The 18127-nt window shown below is 63.0% G+C and carries 16 protein-coding genes; 8 read left to right on the forward strand and 8 right to left on the reverse strand.

All coding sequences use genetic code 11. The features are described from left to right. The first annotated feature begins 6 nt into the window (after nucleotides 1-6). Entirely contained in the window at nucleotides 7-1623 is a 1617-nt protein-coding gene (locus VPH40_RS15485) for a GMC family oxidoreductase (protein WP_328573894.1), read from the forward strand. A gap of 129 nt (nucleotides 1624-1752) precedes the next feature. Then, entirely contained in the window at nucleotides 1753-3084 is a 1332-nt protein-coding gene (locus VPH40_RS15490) for an MFS transporter (RefSeq protein ID WP_328573895.1), read from the forward strand. A gap of 106 nt (nucleotides 3085-3190) precedes the next feature. Here VPH40_RS15490 and purM read toward each other — a convergent pair whose 3' ends face one another. Then, nucleotides 3191-4234 carry a phosphoribosylformylglycinamidine cyclo-ligase gene (gene purM / locus VPH40_RS15495; RefSeq protein ID WP_077408694.1) on the reverse strand — a complete coding sequence of 348 codons (1044 nt, stop codon included), beginning with the start codon at nucleotides 4232-4234 and terminating at the stop codon, nucleotides 3191-3193. Between the two features lie 188 nt (nucleotides 4235-4422). Here purM and VPH40_RS15500 point away from each other — a divergent pair, with 188 nt between their 5' ends. The 6 genes from VPH40_RS15500 (at nucleotide 4423) to panB (ending at nucleotide 9781) form a co-directional block, all read left to right on the forward strand. Next, nucleotides 4423-5505 (forward strand): AI-2E family transporter, encoded by a 1083-nt coding sequence (locus VPH40_RS15500; RefSeq protein ID WP_328573896.1) that lies wholly within the window; start codon nucleotides 4423-4425, stop codon nucleotides 5503-5505. Nucleotides 5506-5582: 77 nt separating this feature from the next. After that, nucleotides 5583-6251: a DnaA regulatory inactivator Hda gene (gene hda / locus VPH40_RS15505; protein ID WP_058048421.1), complete on the forward strand. Its 669-nt coding sequence runs from the start codon at nucleotides 5583-5585 to the stop codon at nucleotides 6249-6251. Continuing rightward, nucleotides 6251-6922, forward strand: coding sequence for an HAD family hydrolase (locus VPH40_RS15510; RefSeq protein WP_099668341.1), 672 nt, complete (start codon nucleotides 6251-6253; stop codon nucleotides 6920-6922). Before hda ends, VPH40_RS15510 begins: the two co-directional genes overlap by 1 nt. After that, entirely contained in the window at nucleotides 6915-8288 is a 1374-nt protein-coding gene (pcnB, locus tag VPH40_RS15515) for a polynucleotide adenylyltransferase PcnB (protein WP_328573897.1), read from the forward strand. The genes VPH40_RS15510 and pcnB overlap by 8 nt, the downstream gene beginning before the upstream one ends. An 8-nt stretch (nucleotides 8289-8296) precedes the next feature. Beyond that, the gene (gene folK, locus VPH40_RS15520) at nucleotides 8297-8785 is read left to right on the forward strand and encodes a 2-amino-4-hydroxy-6-hydroxymethyldihydropteridine diphosphokinase (RefSeq protein WP_099666346.1); all 489 of its coding nucleotides are present in this window, start codon (nucleotides 8297-8299) and stop codon (nucleotides 8783-8785) included. 120 nt (nucleotides 8786-8905) lie between these two features. Then, nucleotides 8906-9781 carry a 3-methyl-2-oxobutanoate hydroxymethyltransferase gene (panB, locus tag VPH40_RS15525; RefSeq protein ID WP_180278676.1) on the forward strand — a complete coding sequence of 292 codons (876 nt, stop codon included), beginning with the start codon at nucleotides 8906-8908 and terminating at the stop codon, nucleotides 9779-9781. A gap of 54 nt (nucleotides 9782-9835) precedes the next feature. Here the strand turns inward: panB and VPH40_RS15530 are convergent, their stop codons facing one another. The 7 genes from VPH40_RS15530 to VPH40_RS15560 all read right to left on the reverse strand — a co-directional run bounded on the left by VPH40_RS15530 (nucleotide 9836) and on the right by VPH40_RS15560 (nucleotide 18124). Beyond that, complete coding sequence (locus VPH40_RS15530) at nucleotides 9836-11323, reverse strand: aldehyde dehydrogenase (RefSeq protein WP_328573898.1); 1488 nt, start codon at nucleotides 11321-11323, stop codon at nucleotides 9836-9838. 36 nt (nucleotides 11324-11359) lie between these two features. After that, nucleotides 11360-12205 (reverse strand): ABC transporter permease, encoded by an 846-nt coding sequence (locus VPH40_RS15535; protein WP_328573899.1) that lies wholly within the window; start codon nucleotides 12203-12205, stop codon nucleotides 11360-11362. After that, entirely contained in the window at nucleotides 12202-13143 is a 942-nt protein-coding gene (locus VPH40_RS15540; RefSeq protein ID WP_251350108.1) for an ABC transporter permease subunit, read from the reverse strand. The genes VPH40_RS15535 and VPH40_RS15540 overlap by 4 nt, the downstream gene beginning before the upstream one ends. A 7-nt stretch (nucleotides 13144-13150) precedes the next feature. Continuing rightward, nucleotides 13151-14299: an ABC transporter ATP-binding protein gene (locus tag VPH40_RS15545; protein WP_328573900.1), complete on the reverse strand. Its 1149-nt coding sequence runs from the start codon at nucleotides 14297-14299 to the stop codon at nucleotides 13151-13153. A 133-nt stretch (nucleotides 14300-14432) separates the two neighbouring features. Further along, on the reverse strand, nucleotides 14433-15893 hold the full coding sequence (locus tag VPH40_RS15550; RefSeq protein ID WP_328573901.1) for an aspartate aminotransferase family protein: 1461 nt from the start codon (nucleotides 15891-15893) through the stop codon (nucleotides 14433-14435). A gap of 12 nt (nucleotides 15894-15905) precedes the next feature. Then, nucleotides 15906-17276 (reverse strand): glutamine synthetase family protein, encoded by a 1371-nt coding sequence (locus VPH40_RS15555; protein WP_034788700.1) that lies wholly within the window; start codon nucleotides 17274-17276, stop codon nucleotides 15906-15908. An 80-nt stretch (nucleotides 17277-17356) separates the two neighbouring features. Next, entirely contained in the window at nucleotides 17357-18124 is a 768-nt protein-coding gene (locus VPH40_RS15560; RefSeq protein WP_328573902.1) for a gamma-glutamyl-gamma-aminobutyrate hydrolase family protein, read from the reverse strand. Between the last annotated feature and the right edge of the window lie 3 nt (nucleotides 18125-18127).

Below are 18127 nucleotides of genomic sequence, written 5' to 3' on the forward strand. Positions count from 1 at the left end.
AGCACCATGTTGCAAACACACTATGATTACATCGTCGTCGGCGCCGGTTCGGCCGGCTGCGTGCTGGCCAACCGCCTGTCGCACGACAGCAACAATCAGGTATTGCTGCTGGAAGCGGGCGGCAAGGACAACAATCCCTGGATACACGTGCCGGTCGGCTATTTCAAGACCATGCACGACCCGAAGCTGGACTGGTGTTACCGCACGGAAGCGGACGCCGGCATCGCCGGGCGCCAGCTGCAATGGCCGCGCGGCAAGGTCTTGGGCGGTTCCAGCTCGCTCAACGGCCTGCTGTACGTGCGGGGCCAGAAGGAAGATTACGACCGCTGGGCCGAACTGGGCAACGCAGGCTGGAGCTATGCCGAGGTGCTGCCCTACTTTAAAAAATCGGAAGACCAGGAACGGGGCGCCAGCGATTACCACGGCGTCGGTGGCCCATTGAAGGTGTCGGACTTGCGCCTGCGCCGTCCCATCGCGGAACACTTTATTGCGGGCGCCACGGAAAGCGGCATCCCTTTCAATGCCGATTACAACGGCGCCACGCAGGAAGGCGTCGGCTACTTCCAGCAGACGGCCAGCAAGGGTTTGCGCTGGAGCACGGCGAAAGCCTTCTTGCGGCCGGCCCGCAAGCGCGCCAACCTGCGCGTGGAAGTGCGCGCGCAGATCACGCGCGTACTGTTCGAGGGCAAGCGCGCCGTCGGCATCGAGTACAGGCAAGATGGCCAGCTGCGCCAGGCGCGTGCCGGCGGCGAAGTGATTTTATGCGCGGGCGCCATCGGCTCGCCGCAGATCCTGCAATGCTCGGGCGTGGGTCCGCGCGCCCTGCTCGAGGAAGTGGGCGTGCCGCTGGTGCACGACTTGCCCGGCGTGGGACAGAACCTGCAAGACCACCTGCAAATCCGCCTCGTCTTCAAGACGCGGCTGAAAACCCTCAACGATGAAGTCAACAGCTTGTGGGGCAAGCTGTGGGTGGGCATGCAATATGTGTTTTCGCGCTCCGGGCCCTTGACCCTGGCGGCCAGCCAGGTGACGGTATTTACCAAATCCTCGCCCGAGGTGGAGCGGCCCGACATCCAGTTCCACATGCAGCCGCTAAGCGCCGACAAGCCGGGCGAAGGCGCGCATCCGTTTTCCGCCTTTACGTCGTCCGTGTGCCAGCTGCGCCCGCACAGCCGTGGCCACGTGTCGATCAAGTCCGCCGATCCCCTCGCTTATCCGGGCATCTACCCGAACTACCTGTCCGACCCGCGCGACCAGCGCACGGCGATCGCCGCCCTGCGCGTGGCGCGCAGGATCGCCGCCGCGCCGTCGCTGGCGCCGCACATCATTTCCGAGTTCGTGCCCGGCCCGCAGTTCGAGACGGACGCGGAATTGCTGGACGCGGCGCGGCGCTTCAGCCAGTCGATCTACCACCCTAGCGGCACCTGCAAGATGGGACATGACGCCATGGCCGTCGTCGATGACCGCCTGCGCGTGCACGGCATGCAGAACCTGCGCGTGGTCGACGCGTCGATCATGCCGGAAATCGTCTCGGGCAACACGAACGCGCCCACCATCATGATCGCCGAAAAAGCGGCCGACATGATCCTGGCGGTCGCCGTGCGGCTGCCCAAGGCTGCCTAGTCCGCGCCCCACGCCACCTCACCCGGGAGGATGCCAGCGCGGGCAGACGGCCCCGCCCCTCAATGACTTGGCAATCAGCCAGGCATCAAAAAAACACACATAATCGATATCGATTGGAGACTAGATATTATGGATAACAATACGAACAATCCGAAAAAGGCCAAAGAGCTACGGAAAGTCGTGATGGCCAGCGTGATCGGCGCCACCATCGAGTGGTACGACTTCTTTTTATACGGCGTCGTCGCCGGCATCGTGTTCAGCAAGCTGTATTTCCCGGGCGGCGATCCGCTCGTTTCGACCATGCTGGCCTACGGCACCTTCGCCGTGGGCTTTTTGTCGCGCCCCATCGGCGGCGTGATCTTCGGCCACTTCGGCGACAAGATCGGCCGCAAGAGCATGCTGGTCATGACCCTGATGATCATGGGCATCTCCACCTTCCTGATCGGCGTGCTGCCCACGTATGACCACATCGGCTACTGGGCGCCCGGCCTGCTGCTGTTCCTGCGCGTGCTGCAGGGCATCGGCCTCGGTGGAGAATGGGGCGGCGCCGTGCTGATGGCGTATGAATATGCGCCGCCGAAGGAGCGCGGCTTCTATGCCAGCCTGCCGCAGATCGGCCTGGCCATCGGCCTGTGCCTCGCTTCCGGCGTGGTGGCGATCCTGTCGTACAGCTTGAGCGATGCGCAATTCCTGTCCTGGGGCTGGCGCGTGGCCTTCATTTTATCTGCGGCCCTGGTCTTCATCGGCATGTGGATACGTTTGAACGTGATGGAAACGCCGGAATTCCAGGCCGTCAAGGAAAAGAATGCGGAGACGCAGATTCCGTTTTTCGACCTGCTGAAACGCTATCCGGGCAACGTCTTGAAGGGCATGGGCGCGCGCTATATCGACGGCGTGTTCTTCAATATCTTCGGCGTGTTTTCCATCACCTATCTGACCAACACCATCAAGATTGCCCGCACGGAAGCGCTGATGGGCGTGATGGCGTCGGCCGTCGTGATGTGCTTTTGCATCCCGTTCTTCGGCCGCCTGTCGGACCGCATCGGCCGCACCAAGGTGTTTTTCTGGGGTTCCTTGATCACGGGCGTGTCGGCCATTCCCGCCTTCTGGATCATGCTCAACCACGCCGACAATCCGCTGCTACTCTGGTGTTCGGTGATTATCCCGCTGGGCGTGCTGTACTCGGCCGTGTACGGCCCGGAAGCGGCCCTGTTCTGCGACCTGTTCGATGCCAAGGTGCGCTACACGGGCATCTCCTTCGTCTACCAGTTCTCCGGCATCTTCGCCAGCGGCCTGACTCCCATCATCGCCACCTACCTGCTGAAAACGGGCAATGGCGAACCGTGGCACATCGTCGGCTACATCCTGTTCGCGTCCCTCGTCTCGGCCGTCAGCGTGGCCATGATCGGCAGGGGCGGCTCGCAGCCGGATGGGCGCATGAAGCCGGCGCACGCAAGGTAAGCTGGCAACTGGCATAAAAAAAGCAGGCTCTCAAAGAGGCCTGCTTTTTTCTTACGAACGCCACAGCGCCTGACAAAGGCGTAGCGCGGCAGGGTTGGTCAGGTGATCAGATCACGATCGTCTGATGCTCGTCGCCCACGCGGGCACGGATGGTGCCGATGCGCGAGACGGTTTCGCCGGCCGCTTGCAGCTGAGCGATGGCGGCGTCCGCGTTTTCCTGCGAGACGATGACGGTCATGCCGATGCCGCAGTTGAAGACGCGGTGCATTTCGGCGTCAGCCACGCCGCCGTGCTGTTGCAGCCACGTGAACAGCGGCGGCATGGTCCACGATTTCGAGTCCAGTTCGGCCACCAGGCCAGGCTGCAGCACGCGCGGGATGTTTTCCACCAGGCCGCCACCGGTGATGTGCACCATGCCCTTGACTTCCATGGCATCCATCAGCGCCAGCAATGGCTTGACGTAGATGCGCGTCGGCTGCATCAGCACGTCGGCCAGCTTGCGGCCGTGGAAGTCGCCTTCCAGGTCCGGTTTTGCCACTTCGATAATCTTGCGCACCAGCGAGTAACCATTCGAGTGCACGCCCGACGAGGCCAGGCCCAGCACCACGTCGCCCGGGGCGATCTTGGTGCCGTCGATGATTTTCGATTTTTCCACGGCGCCGACGGCAAAACCTGCCAAGTCGTATTCGCCGGCCGGGTACATGCTCGGCATTTCCGCCGTTTCGCCGCCGATCAGTGCGCAGCCCGCTTGTTCGCAACCCTGGGCGATGCCCTTGATGACGTCGGTGGCGATGGCCACGTCCAGCTTGCCGCAAGCGAAGTAATCGAGGAAGAACAGCGGTTCGGCGCCTTGCACCAGGATGTCGTTGACGCTCATGGCGACCAGGTCGATGCCGACCGTATCATGGCGGTTCAGTTCGAACGCCAGGCGCAATTTGGTGCCCACGCCGTCGGTGCCCGAGACGAGCACCGGTTCCTTGTACTTCTTGCTGATTTCAAACATGGCGCCAAAACCGCCCAGGCCGCCCATCACGCCTTCGCGCAGGGTGCGCTTGGCAAACGGCTTGATTGCTTCGACTAAAGCGTCGCCTGCGTCGATATCGACGCCAGCGTCACGGTAGGAAAGGGAAACATTAGAAGTCTGGTTCATGGTGTGGTGGCAGCGGAGGCGGTAAAATAGAAGGCGGATACCCGCCGACACGCGCGCGCAAGCATGTTTTTCAACATCGTGCGGCAGGACGCCAGCGGGTGAATTCGGTCGATCAAGTCGCTATTTTATCAAACTGCCCCGCCATTTCGTAATTAACTGCCTTTTTTTAACGCAACAGTACAAACTCCATGCCATTCGCCATCTCCGCCGAACAGAAGCAAACAGCATTTTGGATCGCGGTCTGGCTGGCATTCCTGCTGCTGCTCGTCAGCCTGGGCCCCATCCTGACGCCCTTCCTGGCCGCCGCCATCCTCGCCTACGTGCTCAATCCCGGCGTGGACCGATTGCAACGCCTGCATTACAAGCGCTTTTACCTGCCCCGTCCGCTGGCCGTGCTGGTCGTCGTAGTGTTGTTTTTCCTCGCCATTACGGCGCTGGTGCTGATCGTCGTGCCCGTGCTGCAGAAGGAAATTCCCTTGCTGCAGGCGCAGATTCCCCAATTTCTCAGCAAGGCCAACGAGTTCCTGGCGCCGAAACTGCGCGACCTGGGCATCCGCGTGCGCCTGGATGGCACGGGCATCAAACGCATGCTGAGCCAGCAGATGGCCACCAGCGGCGATGAAATCTGGAGCACGGTATTGGCCTCGGCCCGCATCGGCGGCACGGCCGTGCTGGGCTGGCTGGCCACCGTGGTGCTGATTCCCGTCGTGCTGTTTTACTTGTTGCTGGACTGGCATCCCATGCTGGCGCGCATCGCCGGCGCCGTGCCGCGCCGCTGGGTCGGCCGCACGGTAGGCATGGCGCAGGAAGTCGACACCCTGCTGGCGCAATACCTGCGCGGCCAGTTGCTCGTCATGCTGGTGCTGGCCACGTATTACTCGGTGGCGCTGGCCATCGCCGGTTTCGAAGTGGCATTGCCTGTGGGCATCATCACGGGCTTGCTGGTGTTCATCCCCTACCTGGGCTTCGGCCTGGGGCTGATGCTGGCGCTGATCGCCGCCCTGCTGCAGTTCGCCGACTGGAGCGGCGTGATCGCCGTGGCCGTCATCTACGGCTGCGGCCAGGTCATCGAAGGCTTTTTCCTCACGCCGCGCCTGGTGGGCGAGCGCATCGGCCTGAACCCGCTGGCCGTGATCTTCGCCTTATTGGCTTTCGGGCAACTGTTTGGTTTCGTCGGCGTACTGCTCGCTTTACCCGCTTCTGCCGTGTTGATGGTCGCTTTTAAGCATCTAAGACGCCACTACCTGTCCAGCACCTTCTATAATGCATAATAAAAGCGGATATCATATCAACCTGGCAATACCAATGATGCACAAGCAGTAATGAAAAACAGGACAAGGCGTACGCCATGAAACAACTGGTGCTCGATTTAGGCACAGACCAGGCGCACAGCCTCGATACCTTCGAGGTGGGACAGAATGCCGAAGTGGCGCAGCTGATGCGCCAGTTCGCCGCGCGCACTTCGCGCGAACATTTTGCCTACCTGTGGGGCGAACTGGCCGCCGGCAAGAGCCACCTGCTCAAGGCCCTGGCCAGCACCGAGCGCGCGCGCTACATTTCGCCATTCTCGATCGAGTCCGAATTCGTGTATTCGCCCGACGTCGACCTGTACCTGCTCGACGACTGCGAAAAGCTGTCGCCGCTGGCGCAAATCGATGCCTTTGCCCTGTTCAATGAAATCCGCGCCAACAAGGCCTTCATGGTGTGCAGCGGCGCCGTGCCGCCGGCCGTGCTGCCCGTGCGCGAAGACTTGCGCACACGCATGGGCTGGGGCCTGATCTATCAAATCCACGGCTTGACCGACGATGAAAAAATCGCCGCCCTGACCCAGGCGGCCACCACCCGCGGCTTGACCTTGTCGCCCGGCGTGTTACCCTATCTGCTGTCCCATTTCCGGCGCGACATGCGTTCGCTGTCGACGATGCTGGACTCTCTCGACCTCTACTCCCTTGAAACCCAACGCCCGATCACCTTGCCATTATTGCGCGAGTTGCTGCAGGCGGAAGCGAAAGAATGATGAATCTGGCCCTGTTTGACCTCGACCACACCCTGCTGCCCATCGACTCGGATCACGAGTGGGGCGAATTCCTGGTACGCATCGGTGCCGTGGACGCCGCCGAATTCACCCGCCGCAACGACGAATTTTTCGCGCAATACCAGGCCGGTACGCTCGATCCGGTGGAATATCTGGAATTTTCCCTCGGCACCCTGGCGCAATTCCCGCGCGAACGCCTGGAAGCGCTGCACAAGCAATTCATGGCCGAAGTGGTCATGCCGGCCATCCGCCCGGAAGTCGTGGCCCTGCTCAAGCAGCACCAGGACGCGGGCGATTTGCTGGCCATCGTCACGGCCACCAACCATTTCATCACCAAACCCATCGCTGACGCGCTCGGCGTCGAGCACCTGCTGGCCGCCATGCCCGAGTATGACGACAAAGGCAATGTCACGGGCAAGCTGGTGGGCACGCCGACCCTGGGCGCGGGCAAGCTGACCCACACCCATGCCTGGCTGGAAAAAATGGGCAAGGAACTGGGGCAGTTCGAGCGCAGCTATTTTTACAGCGATTCGCACAACGACATTCCCTTGCTGTCAGTCGTGACCCACCCTGTCGCGACCAATCCCAATACCGCTTTGAGCGCACACGCATCCCTCCACGGCTGGCCATCACTCCACTTATTCAATGATTAAAAAATTCATCCGCAAGATCCTCGGCGTTAAAAAAGAGGCAGCGCGCGACACCACGGCCCCCATCGTGCTCGGTCCTGCGCAACACGGAATCGACCCGAAACTGGTGTCGTCGAATGCCATCCGCGTCACCAGCAGCCTGCAGGAAGCGGGTTTTGAGGCCTTTGTCGTCGGCGGCGCCGTGCGCGACCTGCTGCTGGGCGTCAAACCCAAGGACTTCGACATCGCCACCAACGCCACGCCGGAACAGGTCAAGCGATTGTTCCGCCGCGCCTTCATCATCGGCAAGCGCTTCCAGATCGTGCACGTGATGTTCGGTCAGGATTTGCTGGAAGTGACGACCTTCCGCGGCGCGGGCGCCGATTCCGCGCCCAAGGATGAACACGGCCGCGTCCTGCGCGACAATACCTTCGGTTTGCAGCACGAAGACGCGCTGCGCCGCGACTTCACCATCAACGCCATGTACTACAACCCGGCCACGCAGGAAGTGCTCGATTACCACGGCGGCGTGGAAGACATCCGCGCCAAGACTCTGCGCATGATCGGCAAGCCGGAAGAGCGCTATCGCGAAGACCCCGTGCGCATGCTGCGCGTGGTGCGCTTCGCCGCCAAGCTGAAATTCACCATCGAGCCGCACACGGCCGCGCCGATTCCCATCATGGCGCCGCTGATCAACAATGTGCCCGCGCCGCGCGTGTTCGACGAGATGCTGAAACTGCTGATGAGCGGCCACGCGCTGGCCTGCCTGCAGCAACTGCGCAAGGAAGGCTTGCATCACGGCTTGCTGCCGCTGCTCGACGTGGTGCTGGAGCAGCCGCTGGGCGCGAAATTCGTCACCCTGGCGCTGGACGCCACCGACCAGCGCATCGCCGCCGGCAAGACGGTCTCGCCGGGCTTCCTGTTTGCCTCGCTGCTGTGGCACCAGGTGCTGGAAAAATGGACGGCCTACCGCGCCGCCGGCGAGTCGACCATCCCCGCGCTGCACCTGGCGGCCGACGACGTGCTCGATTCGCAGACGGAAAAACTGGCCTTGCAGCGCAAGATCGGCTCCGACATGCGCGACATCTGGTCGATGCAGCCGCGCTTCGAGCGCCGCGTCGGCAAGGCGCCGTATAAATTGCTGGAGCACCTGCGCTTCCGCGCCGGCTACGACTTCCTGCTGCTGCGCTGCGCCTCGGGCGAGATCGACATGGATATCGGCGAATGGTGGACGGCCTTTTATGAAGGCGACGAGGAAACGCGCGAAGCGCTGCTCGTCAGCGCCAATGCCGCGCCGGGCGCCGTCAAGAAGAAGCGTCCGCCACGCCGCAGCACGCGCAGCAAGACGGGCACGGGTGGCTCGACCACCGGCAACACCAGCGGCGAGTAAACGCAGCCATGCAGACAGCAACGGCAGTTATCGCTTATATCGGCATCGGGGCGAACCTGGGCGACGCGCGCGCCAACGTGCAGGATGCGCTGGCGCGCCTGGCGCGCCTGCCCGGCGCCAGCTTGCTGGACGCCTCGGCCAGCTACCGCACGGCGCCCATCGATTCGAGCGGCGACGACTACATCAACGCCGTGGCGCGCATCAGCACCACCGTGCCGGCAGAGGAACTGCTGCTGGCCCTGCACGCCATCGAAGCGGCGCACGGGCGCGAACGGCCCTACCGCAACGCCCCGCGCACGCTGGACCTGGACTTGCTGCTGTACGGCGACGAGCAGATCGCCAGCGCCACCCTGACGGTGCCGCATCCGCGCCTCACCGAGCGCGCCTTCGTGCTGGTGCCGCTGCTGGCCCTGGCGCCAGCCATCGCCGTGCCCGGCCTGGGGCCGGCGCAGGACTACCTGGCAAGCGTGGCCGACCAGGCCATCAGCCAGCTCTGACCCCGCCTCTGCCCCATCTCGCTCCCATCCTCTACAATGCCGCTCCTGCAGCGCGCCGCATAAAGTACTACACTAGCGGCGTCGCAATCGCATCACCCCCTTTCACTCTAGAGAATACCTATGTCCGCTTATTTGCAAGGAACAGATCTGGCAGCCAAAGACAAGGCCGCCGCACCGGCGCCGGCGCCATCCAAGCCTGTCGCCAACAAGGCCGTGACCATCCATACGCTGGCCACGCTGCGCGCCGCCGGCGAGAAGATCACCATGCTGACCTGCTATGACGCCAGCTTCGCGTCCCTGATGGACCGCTGCGGCGTGGAAATCCTGCTGATCGGCGATTCGCTCGGCATGGTCTGCAATGGCCACAGCTCCACCCTGCCCGTCACCGTGGCCGAACTGGCCTACCACACGGCATCCGTGGCGCGCGGCAGCAAGTCGGCCATGATCCTCGCCGACCTGCCGTTCGGCGCCTATGGCACGCCCGAGACAGCCTATGCCAACGCCGTCATCCTGATGCAGGCTGGCGCGCACATGATCAAGATCGAGGGCGGCGCCTGGCTGGCCGAGATCGTCCGTTTCCTCACCGAGCGCGGCATCCCCATCTGCGCCCACATCGGCCTGACGCCGCAATTCGTGCACCAGCTGGGCGGCTATAAAGTGCAGGGCAAGAGCACGGAAAGCGCCACGGAGCTGAAGAACGACGCGCTGACGCTGCAAAACGCGGGCGCCGCCATCGTGCTGATGGAAGCGATGCCGTCGCAACTGGGCAAGGAAGTGACCGAGATGCTGACGATCCCCACGATCGGCATCGGCGCCGGTCCCGATTGCTCGGGCCAGGTCCTCGTCATGCACGACATGCTGGGCGTCTTCCCAGGCCGCAAGGCACGCTTCGTGCGCAACTTCATGGAAGGCGCGGCCAGCATCGACGACGCCGTCATCGGCTATGTCAAAGCCGTCAAGGATGGCAGCTTCCCGGCGCTGGAACACTGCTTCTGATGTCATTCCGCCTGTCGGCCTGCGCGCTGCGCGCCAGGCCGACAGCGCTTCGCTTTACCCCACCTGTATCCACGTCGTCTTCAACTCCGTGTACTTGTCCAGCGCGTGCAGCGACTTGTCGCGCCCGTTGCCCGACTGCTTGTAACCGCCGAACGGCACGGTGATATCGTCGCCGTCGTACTGGTTGACGTGCACGGTGCCCGCGCGCAGGGCGCGCGCCGTCTGGATGGCCTTGGTGATGTCGGAGGTCCACACGGCCGCCTGCAAGCCGTACGGCGTGGCGTTGGCCTGTTTCACCGCCTCGGCAATATCCGTAAAGCCCAGCACGGACAAGACGGGCCCGAATATCTCTTCGCGCGCGATCGTCATGCCGGCGTCCACGCCGAAGACGGTGGGCTGCACATAGTAGCCCCCCGTATCAAGGCGCACGGCCTCGCCGCCGCCCAGCAGCTGCGCGCCTTCCTGCTTGCCGGAAGCGATATAGTCCATCACGGTCTTCATCTGCGTGGCGTCGACGATGGCCCCCATGACGGTGGCTTCATCGAGCGGGTCGCCCGGCTGAAAGCGGGGCAGCATAGCCAATGCCTTGGCCATGAATTCGTCCTTGATCGATTCTTCCACGAACAAACGCGAGGGCGCATTGCAGCTTTCGCCTTGGTTGAAAAAGATGGAGCCGACGGCGGCCGCCACGGCCTTGTCCAGGTCAGGACAATCGGCGCAAACGATGTTGGCGGACTTGCCGCCCAATTCCGTCCACGCCCGTTTCAGATTCGACTGGCCCGCCATCTGCACGATTAATTTTCCCGTGCGCGTGGAACCCGTAAAACCGATGCAATCGACATCCATGTGCAGTGCCAGCGCGGCGCCCGCCTCGTGGCCATAGCCGGGCAGCACATTGAAGACGCCTGCCGGCACGCCGGCTTCGAGCGCGATGTCGGCCAGGCGCAGCGCCGTCAGCGGCGATTTTTCGGACGGTTTCAATATCACGCTGTTGCCGGCGGCGAGCGCGGGCGCGATCTTCCAGGCGGCCATGATCATCGGGTAATTCCACGGCACGATGGCGGCGACGACGCCGACCGGTTCGCGCGTGATCAGAGCCAGGCTGTTGGCAGGGGTGGGGGCGATTTCATCGTAGACCTTGTCGATCGCCTCGCCATACCAGCGCAGGCAGTTGGCCGTGGCGCCCACGTCCACGCTCTGGCTGTATTTGATCGGTTTACCCATGTCCAGGGTTTCCAGCAGGGCCAGTTCGGGACCGTATTTCTGCACCAGGTCGGCGAACTTGATCAGCACGCGCTTGCGCTGCGCGGGCGATTTTCCTGCCCAGCGGCGGTCGTCAAAGGCGGCACGCGCGGCCTGCACGGCCGCATCCACGTCCGCGCCATCGCAGCGGGCCACCTGCCCCAGCAAACGCCCATCGATGGGCGACAGATTGTCGAAGGTCTGGCCGGACCTGGCCCAGGCGCGCTCGCCGTTGATGAAGGCACGCCCATCGATCTTGATCTCTGCGGCACGTGCGTGCCAGCTGGTGTTTTCCGTCATGGTCGTCTCCTGCAAGATGAAAACGCCAGCTTACTCCTAGTCCGCCGAATACGCCGCAGACAATTGCTTGCGGCGTCTGCGGTCGGCGCGCGCCAGCATCACGGCATACGCGATCACGGCGAGCGTCACGACGAGGATGGTCAACGCGGCGATGGCGTTGACGCGCGGATCGAGCCCCAGGCGCGCGCGCGAGAAAATCACCAGCGGCATGGTCGTCGAGCCGGGACCGGACAGGAAAGCTGACAGCACCACGTCATCGAGCGACAGGGTAAATGTCAGCAGCCAGGCCGATGCCAGCGCCTGCGTGATGTTCGGCAGGGTCACGAGGAAGAACACCTGGTGCGCACGGCAGCCCAGGTCCATCGCCGCTTCGGCCAGCGACTTGCTCATTTCCTGCAGGCGCGACTGCACCACCACGGCCGCATACGCCATGCCCAGCAGGGTGTGCCCCAGCCAGATGGTCAGCACGCCCCGCTCAGGGAAACCGAAGACCTTTTGCATGGACACCAGCATCAGCAGCAGGGATAAACCGATGATCACTTCCGGCATCACCAGCGGCGCGCTGACCATGGCGGAAAACACGGCGCGGCCACGGAAGCGCTGGTAGCTGGTCAAGGCGAAGGCGGCGAACGTGCCGAGGATGACGGAAGATGTCGCCGACATGAAGGCGATCTTCAAGGACAAACCGAAACCCGCGATGATTTCCGTGTCGCTCATCAGCTCCTGGTACCAGCGCAGCGAGAAGCCGCTCCACACCATGTCCTGGCGCGAGCTGTTGAACGAAAAGACGATCAGCACGATGATGGGCAAGTACAGGAACAGATAGCCAAGCGAGAGCCAGCCGCGCCCGAACCAGCGCTGCAGGAAATTACGTCCGTTCATGTGCGCTCCTCCGCGTCCTGGTCCGTCTTGTATTTGTTAAAAATGGCCATCGGCACAAGGATCAGCAGGATCACCAGCACCGTTACCGACGAAGCCATGGCCCAGTCGTTATTGGTGAAGTACTCATCCCACAGCACCCTGCCGATCATCAGGGTTTCCGGGCCGCCCAGCAGCTCGGGAATCACGTATTCGCCCACGGACGGGATGAACACCAGCATGGCGCCGGCGATGATGCCCGACTTCGACAGAGGCACCGTGATGCGCCAGAACGCCTGCAATGGCGTGGCGCCCAGGTCGGCCGCTGCTTCCAGGTAGCGCATGTCCATTTTGACCAGGTTGGCGTACAGGGGCAGGATCATGAAGGGCAGGTAGGCGTACACCATGCCGACCACCAGGGAAAACGAGGTATTCATCATGTGCAGCGGTTCGCTCACCACGCCCAGCGCGATCAGCAAGTCGTTGAGCAAGCCGTGATTAGCCAGAATGCCCTTCCACGCATACACGCGCAGCAGGAACGAGGTCCAGAACGGCAACATCACCAGCATCATCAGCACGGGGCGGATCGACGGTTTGGCGCGCGCCATGAAGTAGGCGAACGGGTAGCCGATAAACAGGCAGATGGCCGTGGTAATGGCCGCGTACTTGATGGAACTGAGGTAGGTAAGCAGATACAGTTCATCGGCGGCGATGAACAGGTAATTGGCGATTTTCACCTTCAGCACGACGATGCCGTCGACATACGACAGCAAGCCGCCGAACGGGCTGCCCGCCGTGTCCATGTCGGACAGGCTGATGCGCAGCACGATCAGGAAGGGCACCAGAAAGGCGGCGGCCAGGAACAGCGACGGCACGGCGATGACGACGTTGCGGCCCGCATTTTTCCCCGTTATCCAGCGCAGGGTGACGAGATTGCGCAGCAATTGCAGAATAGGCGTCATGATGGCCTCAGCTGGTCAGCACGACGATGTCGGCGCCATCCCACCATACCCACACGCGCTGCTCGCGCTCGAGGCGCGAGACATCGTGGCGGGCCGCGTTGGTGCGCGAGACTTTCACCACCGTGCCGCTGTCGAGGCGCACGTGGTAACTGGTTTCATTGCCAAAGTACGCCATGGCGACAATCACGCCCTGGGCACAGTTGTAGCCATGTTCCGCCGGCGACGCGCGCTCCTCCAGGGTGGGGGGCGCGATCTGGATGCCGATTTTTTCGGGGCGCACGGCCACCGAGACATCCATGCCCAGGTTGCCCGTGATGCCATGCGCGACATACTGGCGGCCGTCGGGCGTATCGATGATCACGTGATCCGGTTCGTCTTCCGTGATGCGGCCATCGAACAGGTTCACGCTGCCGATGAAGTCGGCCACGAAACGGCAGTTCGGCGTTTCGTAGATTTCGCCGGGCGCGCCCACCTGCAGGATGCGCCCTTCGCTCATGACGGCGATGCGCGTGGCCATGCTCATGGCCTCGTCCTGGTCGTGCGTGACCATCACGCAGGTGACGCCCACCTGCTCGATGATGTTCACCAGTTCCATCTGCGTGCGTTCGCGCAGTTTTTTATCCAGCGCGCCCAGCGGCTCGTCGAGCAGCAGCAATTGCGGCCGCTTGGCCAGGCTGCGCGCCAGCGCCACGCGCTGCTGCTGGCCGCCCGACAGCTGGTGCGGCTTGCGCTTCGCGTATTGGCCCAACTGCACCAGCGCCAGCATCTGCTCGACGCGCGCCGCCACTTCCGCTTTCGGCAAGCCGTCGCGGCGCAGGCCAAAGGCGATGTTGTCCCACACGGACAAATGGGGGAACAGCGCGTACGACTGGAACATCATGTTGATGGGACGCTGGTGCGGCGGCACATCGACGATGCTGTTGCCCGCCAGGGCGATACGGCCCGACGTCGGCGTCTCGAAGCCGGCCAGCATGCGCAGCAGGGTCGACTTGCCGCAACCTGAACTGCCCAGCAGGGCGAATATCTCGCCCTTGTTGATCGTCACGGAAATATCATTGACGGCGCGCACGCCATCGAATTCCTTGACCAGTTGATCAATCAGCAAAAAAGGCGCTGGGGCGTCGCTGGCCGAAGCAAAGGGTGTTGCTATCGTCATGTGGGTGCTTTGGGTAAGGGGTGTCAAAATGAAAAACTGGCCGCTACAAAGAGCGGCCAGGATGGAAGTTTAGCGGAACTGCCGCCATTGCGGTCCAAAAAATGCGCAGATGGCGGCAAAATGGGGCAAAAACCTACACCCAGCCCTTCGCCTGCACCTCCGCATGGGTCTTGTCCAGGCACACGCGTATCAAGCCCACCATTTCGTCGATCTGCGCGCGCGTCATGACCAGCGGCGGGGCGACGATCATGCGCTCGCCCACGGCGCGCATGATGACGCCATTGTCGAACATGTGGCCGCGGCAGATCATGCCCACGCCTTGGTTCTCGTCGAACAGTTCATTCTCGTGCACGCTGGCGCCCTTCCGACGCACCAGGTTCAGGCCCGCGACCAGGCCACAGCTGTCCGCATAACCGACCAGCTGATGTTCGCCCAGGCTGGCAAAGCACTGTTTCAGGTACGGTCCCGTATCCTCGGCCACCTTGGCCACCAGTTGCTCGTCCTCGATGATGCGGATATTTTCCAGCGCGGCCGCGCAGGCCACGGGGTGGCCTGAATACGTGAAACCGTGCGTGAATTCGCCGCCCTGTTCGATCAGCACCTTGGCCACCCTGTCCCCCACCAGCACGCCGCCCAGCGGCACGTAGCCCGAGGTGACACCCTTGGCAAAGGTGATCAGGTCGGGCTTGATGCCGAACAGTTCGGAGCCGAACCAGCGCCCCAGGCGGCCGAATCCGCAGATGACTTCATCGGCGATGAGCAAAATGCCGTACTTGTCGCAGATACGCTGAATCTCGGGCCAGTAGGTCGATGGCGGGATGATGACGCCGCCGGCGCCCTGTACCGGTTCGCCGATGAAGGCGGCCACCTTGTCGACGCCGATTTCCAGGATTTTGTCTTCCAGCCAGCCAGCCGCCTTGATACCGAATTCCTCGGGACTCAAGCCGCGACCCGATTCCAGGTAATTGGGCTGGCCGATGTGCGCGATGCCGGGTATCGGCATACCGCCCTGCGCATGCATGCCATCCATGCCGCCCAGCGACGCTCCCGCCACCGTGCTGCCGTGATACGCGTTATGGCGGCTGATGATAGTGTGGCGCTCCTTGTAACCGAGGATATCCCAGTAGCGGCGCACCATGCGCAAATTCGTGTCGTTGCCCTCGGAGCCGGAGCTGGTGAAGAACACGTGGCCGAACTGCGGCGGCGATATCTGCGCCAGCTTGGCCGCCAGCTGCGCGGCCGGCACGTTCGTCGTGCCAAAGAAGCTGTTATAGAAGGGCAGCGTCTCCATTTGCCGGTACACGGCTTGCGAGATCGACGTGCGGCCATAACCCACGTTCACGCACCACAGGCCCGACATGCCATCGACGATTTTCTTGCCCTGGCTATCCCACAGGTAGACACCGTCGCCGCGCACGATCACGCGCGCCCCCTTGCTGGCGAGGTCCTGGAAATCGGTGAACGGGTGCAGGTAGTGGGCCGAGTCCATCTGCTGGATGGCGGCCGTGTCGTACACCTGCGGCGCCGCGTTTTTCTGCGCCACGGAGGATACAAAAGCGGCGCTCGGCGCCAGCGGATGGTTGGTTGTGCTCATTGCGATCCTTTCCTATACGTGGAGCAGAAGATGTTCGCGCTCCCACGGGCTGATCACCGTCATGAACTCCTGGTGCTCCAGGTCCTTGATGGCCGCATACACGTCGATGAAGCGCTCGCCCAGTACCGTGCGCAGCTTGTCTTCCGCGCGCAGCAACTGGAGAGCCTCGGGCAAGCCTTGCGGCAGTTCGAACTTCATGTCGTAGGCGCTGCCCACCATCATCGGCGTCGCTTCCAGCTGTTCCGTCATGCCCAGGTAGCCGCAGGCCAGGGTGACGGCCAGGGCCAGGTAGGGATTCGCATCGGCGCCGATGATGCGGTTTTCCACGCGCCGGTCCTGCACGCCCGACTCGGGCACGCGGAAGCCCACCGTGCGGTTATCCAGGCCCCACTGGATGTTGATGGGCGCGGCCGTGTGGCGCACGATGCGGCGATATGAATTCACGTAGGGCGCGACGATGGCCATGGCCGACGGCATGTAGCGCTGCAGGCCCGCGATGTAATGCTTGAAGATAGGCGCAGCCGAACCGTCCTCGTTGCTGAAGATGTTCAGGCCCGTCTTCGCATCGACGACACTCTGGTGCACGTGCATGGCGGAACCCGGTTCGCCCGCCATGGGCTTGGCCATGAAGGTGGCGTACATATCGTGTTTCAGGGCCGCTTCGCGCAGGGTGCGCTTGAAGAAAAACACCTTGTCGGCCAGGCCCAGCGGATCGCCGTGCAGGAAGTTGATTTCCATCTGCCCTGCGCCGATCTCGTGGATTAAGGTGTCGACGTCGAGGTTCATCAGTTCGCAGTAATCGTAGATATCCTCGAACAGCGGGTCGAACTCGTTGACGGCGTCGATGCTGTACACCTGGCGGCTCGTCTCGGCCCTGCCGCTGCGCCCGATGGGCGGCTTCAAGGGCAGGTCCGGGTCCGTGTTTTTCGCCGTCAGATAGAACTCCAGCTCCGGCGCCACCACGGGTTTCCAGCCCTTGTCCGCATACAGTTTCAGCACGCGGCGCAGCACGGAGCGCGGGGCGAAATCAACCAGCATGCCGTCGGCGAAATAGCAATCGTGGATGACTTGCGCGGTAGGATCCGTGGCCCACGGCACCATGGTGATCGTGGTGGGATCGGCCTTCAAGATCATGTCGCGGTCGGTGCTGGAAATGGCGCGGTCGTAGCCGCCATCGTCGACCGGGTAATTGCCCGTCACCGTCATGCCCAGCACCGCTTCCGGGATGCGCATGCCGCGCTCCTGGGTGAATTTTCCGCGCGGCAGGATCTTCCCCCGCGCCACGCCCGTCAAATCGGGGACCAGGCATTCGATTTCCGTGACGCGCTTTTCATTGAGCCACAAATCCATATCCGTATAGGTGAAATTTTCGCGTATTGCCATGTTTCCCTCTCGTTGGTCTTGCGCTTTTCCTGATTAAGCGCCGCATGGTGCCGGTGCGGCGCGCCTGTCATCCTTGCCTGTTATCTTTCCTTTCTGTGCTGCTGTTCCTGGTAATCGCGGCAAGCCTGGCCAAAGGCATCGAACAGGCGCATCGACTGCGGATTGTCTTCCACCTGCCATTCCGGGTGCCATTGGACTGCCAGGGTAAAACCGGGGGCGCTGGCCACGCTATACGCTTCCACCAGGCCGTCGTCGGCCAGGGCTTCCACCAGCAAGCCGTCGGCCAGCCGGGCGACGCCCTGGCCATGCAGGGAATTGACCATCATCTCGCTCTCGCCGCCCAGCAGGCGCGACAGCAGGCCGTCGGGCATCAGCTTGATGCGGTGCGCGGGCGCGTACTGGCGCGCCAGGGGATCGAGCACATTCTCCCGGTGCTCCATCATGCCCGGCACGGCGTGCACGGCCTGGTGCAGGCTGCCGCCAAGGGCCACATTGACTTCCTGGAAGCCGCGGCAGATTGCCAGCAAGGGTAGCTGGCGCGCCAGCGCGGCGCGGATCAGGGGCAAGGTGGTGGCGTCGCGCGCGGGGTCTTGCGGCAGGTCGGGATGCAGGATGTCTTCGCCATACAGGCGCGCGTCGACGTTCGAGGCGGAACCTGTCAGCATGACGCCGTCGGCGATGTGCAGCGCCGCTTCCAGGTCCGCAGCTGCGCCCAGGGCGGGCAGCAGCAGCGGCATGCAGCCGGCGCCGTGCAACACGGCGTGCAGGTATTTGTCCTGCGCCATGTGCCAGGCGTGGCTGCCAAGCTGGCGCTGGCAGGCGGGGACGAGAACGATGGGACGGCGCATAGA

The sequence above is a fragment of the Janthinobacterium sp. P210005 genome (genome assembly GCF_036231865.1).
Taxonomy (GTDB): domain Bacteria; phylum Pseudomonadota; class Gammaproteobacteria; order Burkholderiales; family Burkholderiaceae_D; genus Janthinobacterium; species Janthinobacterium kumbetense.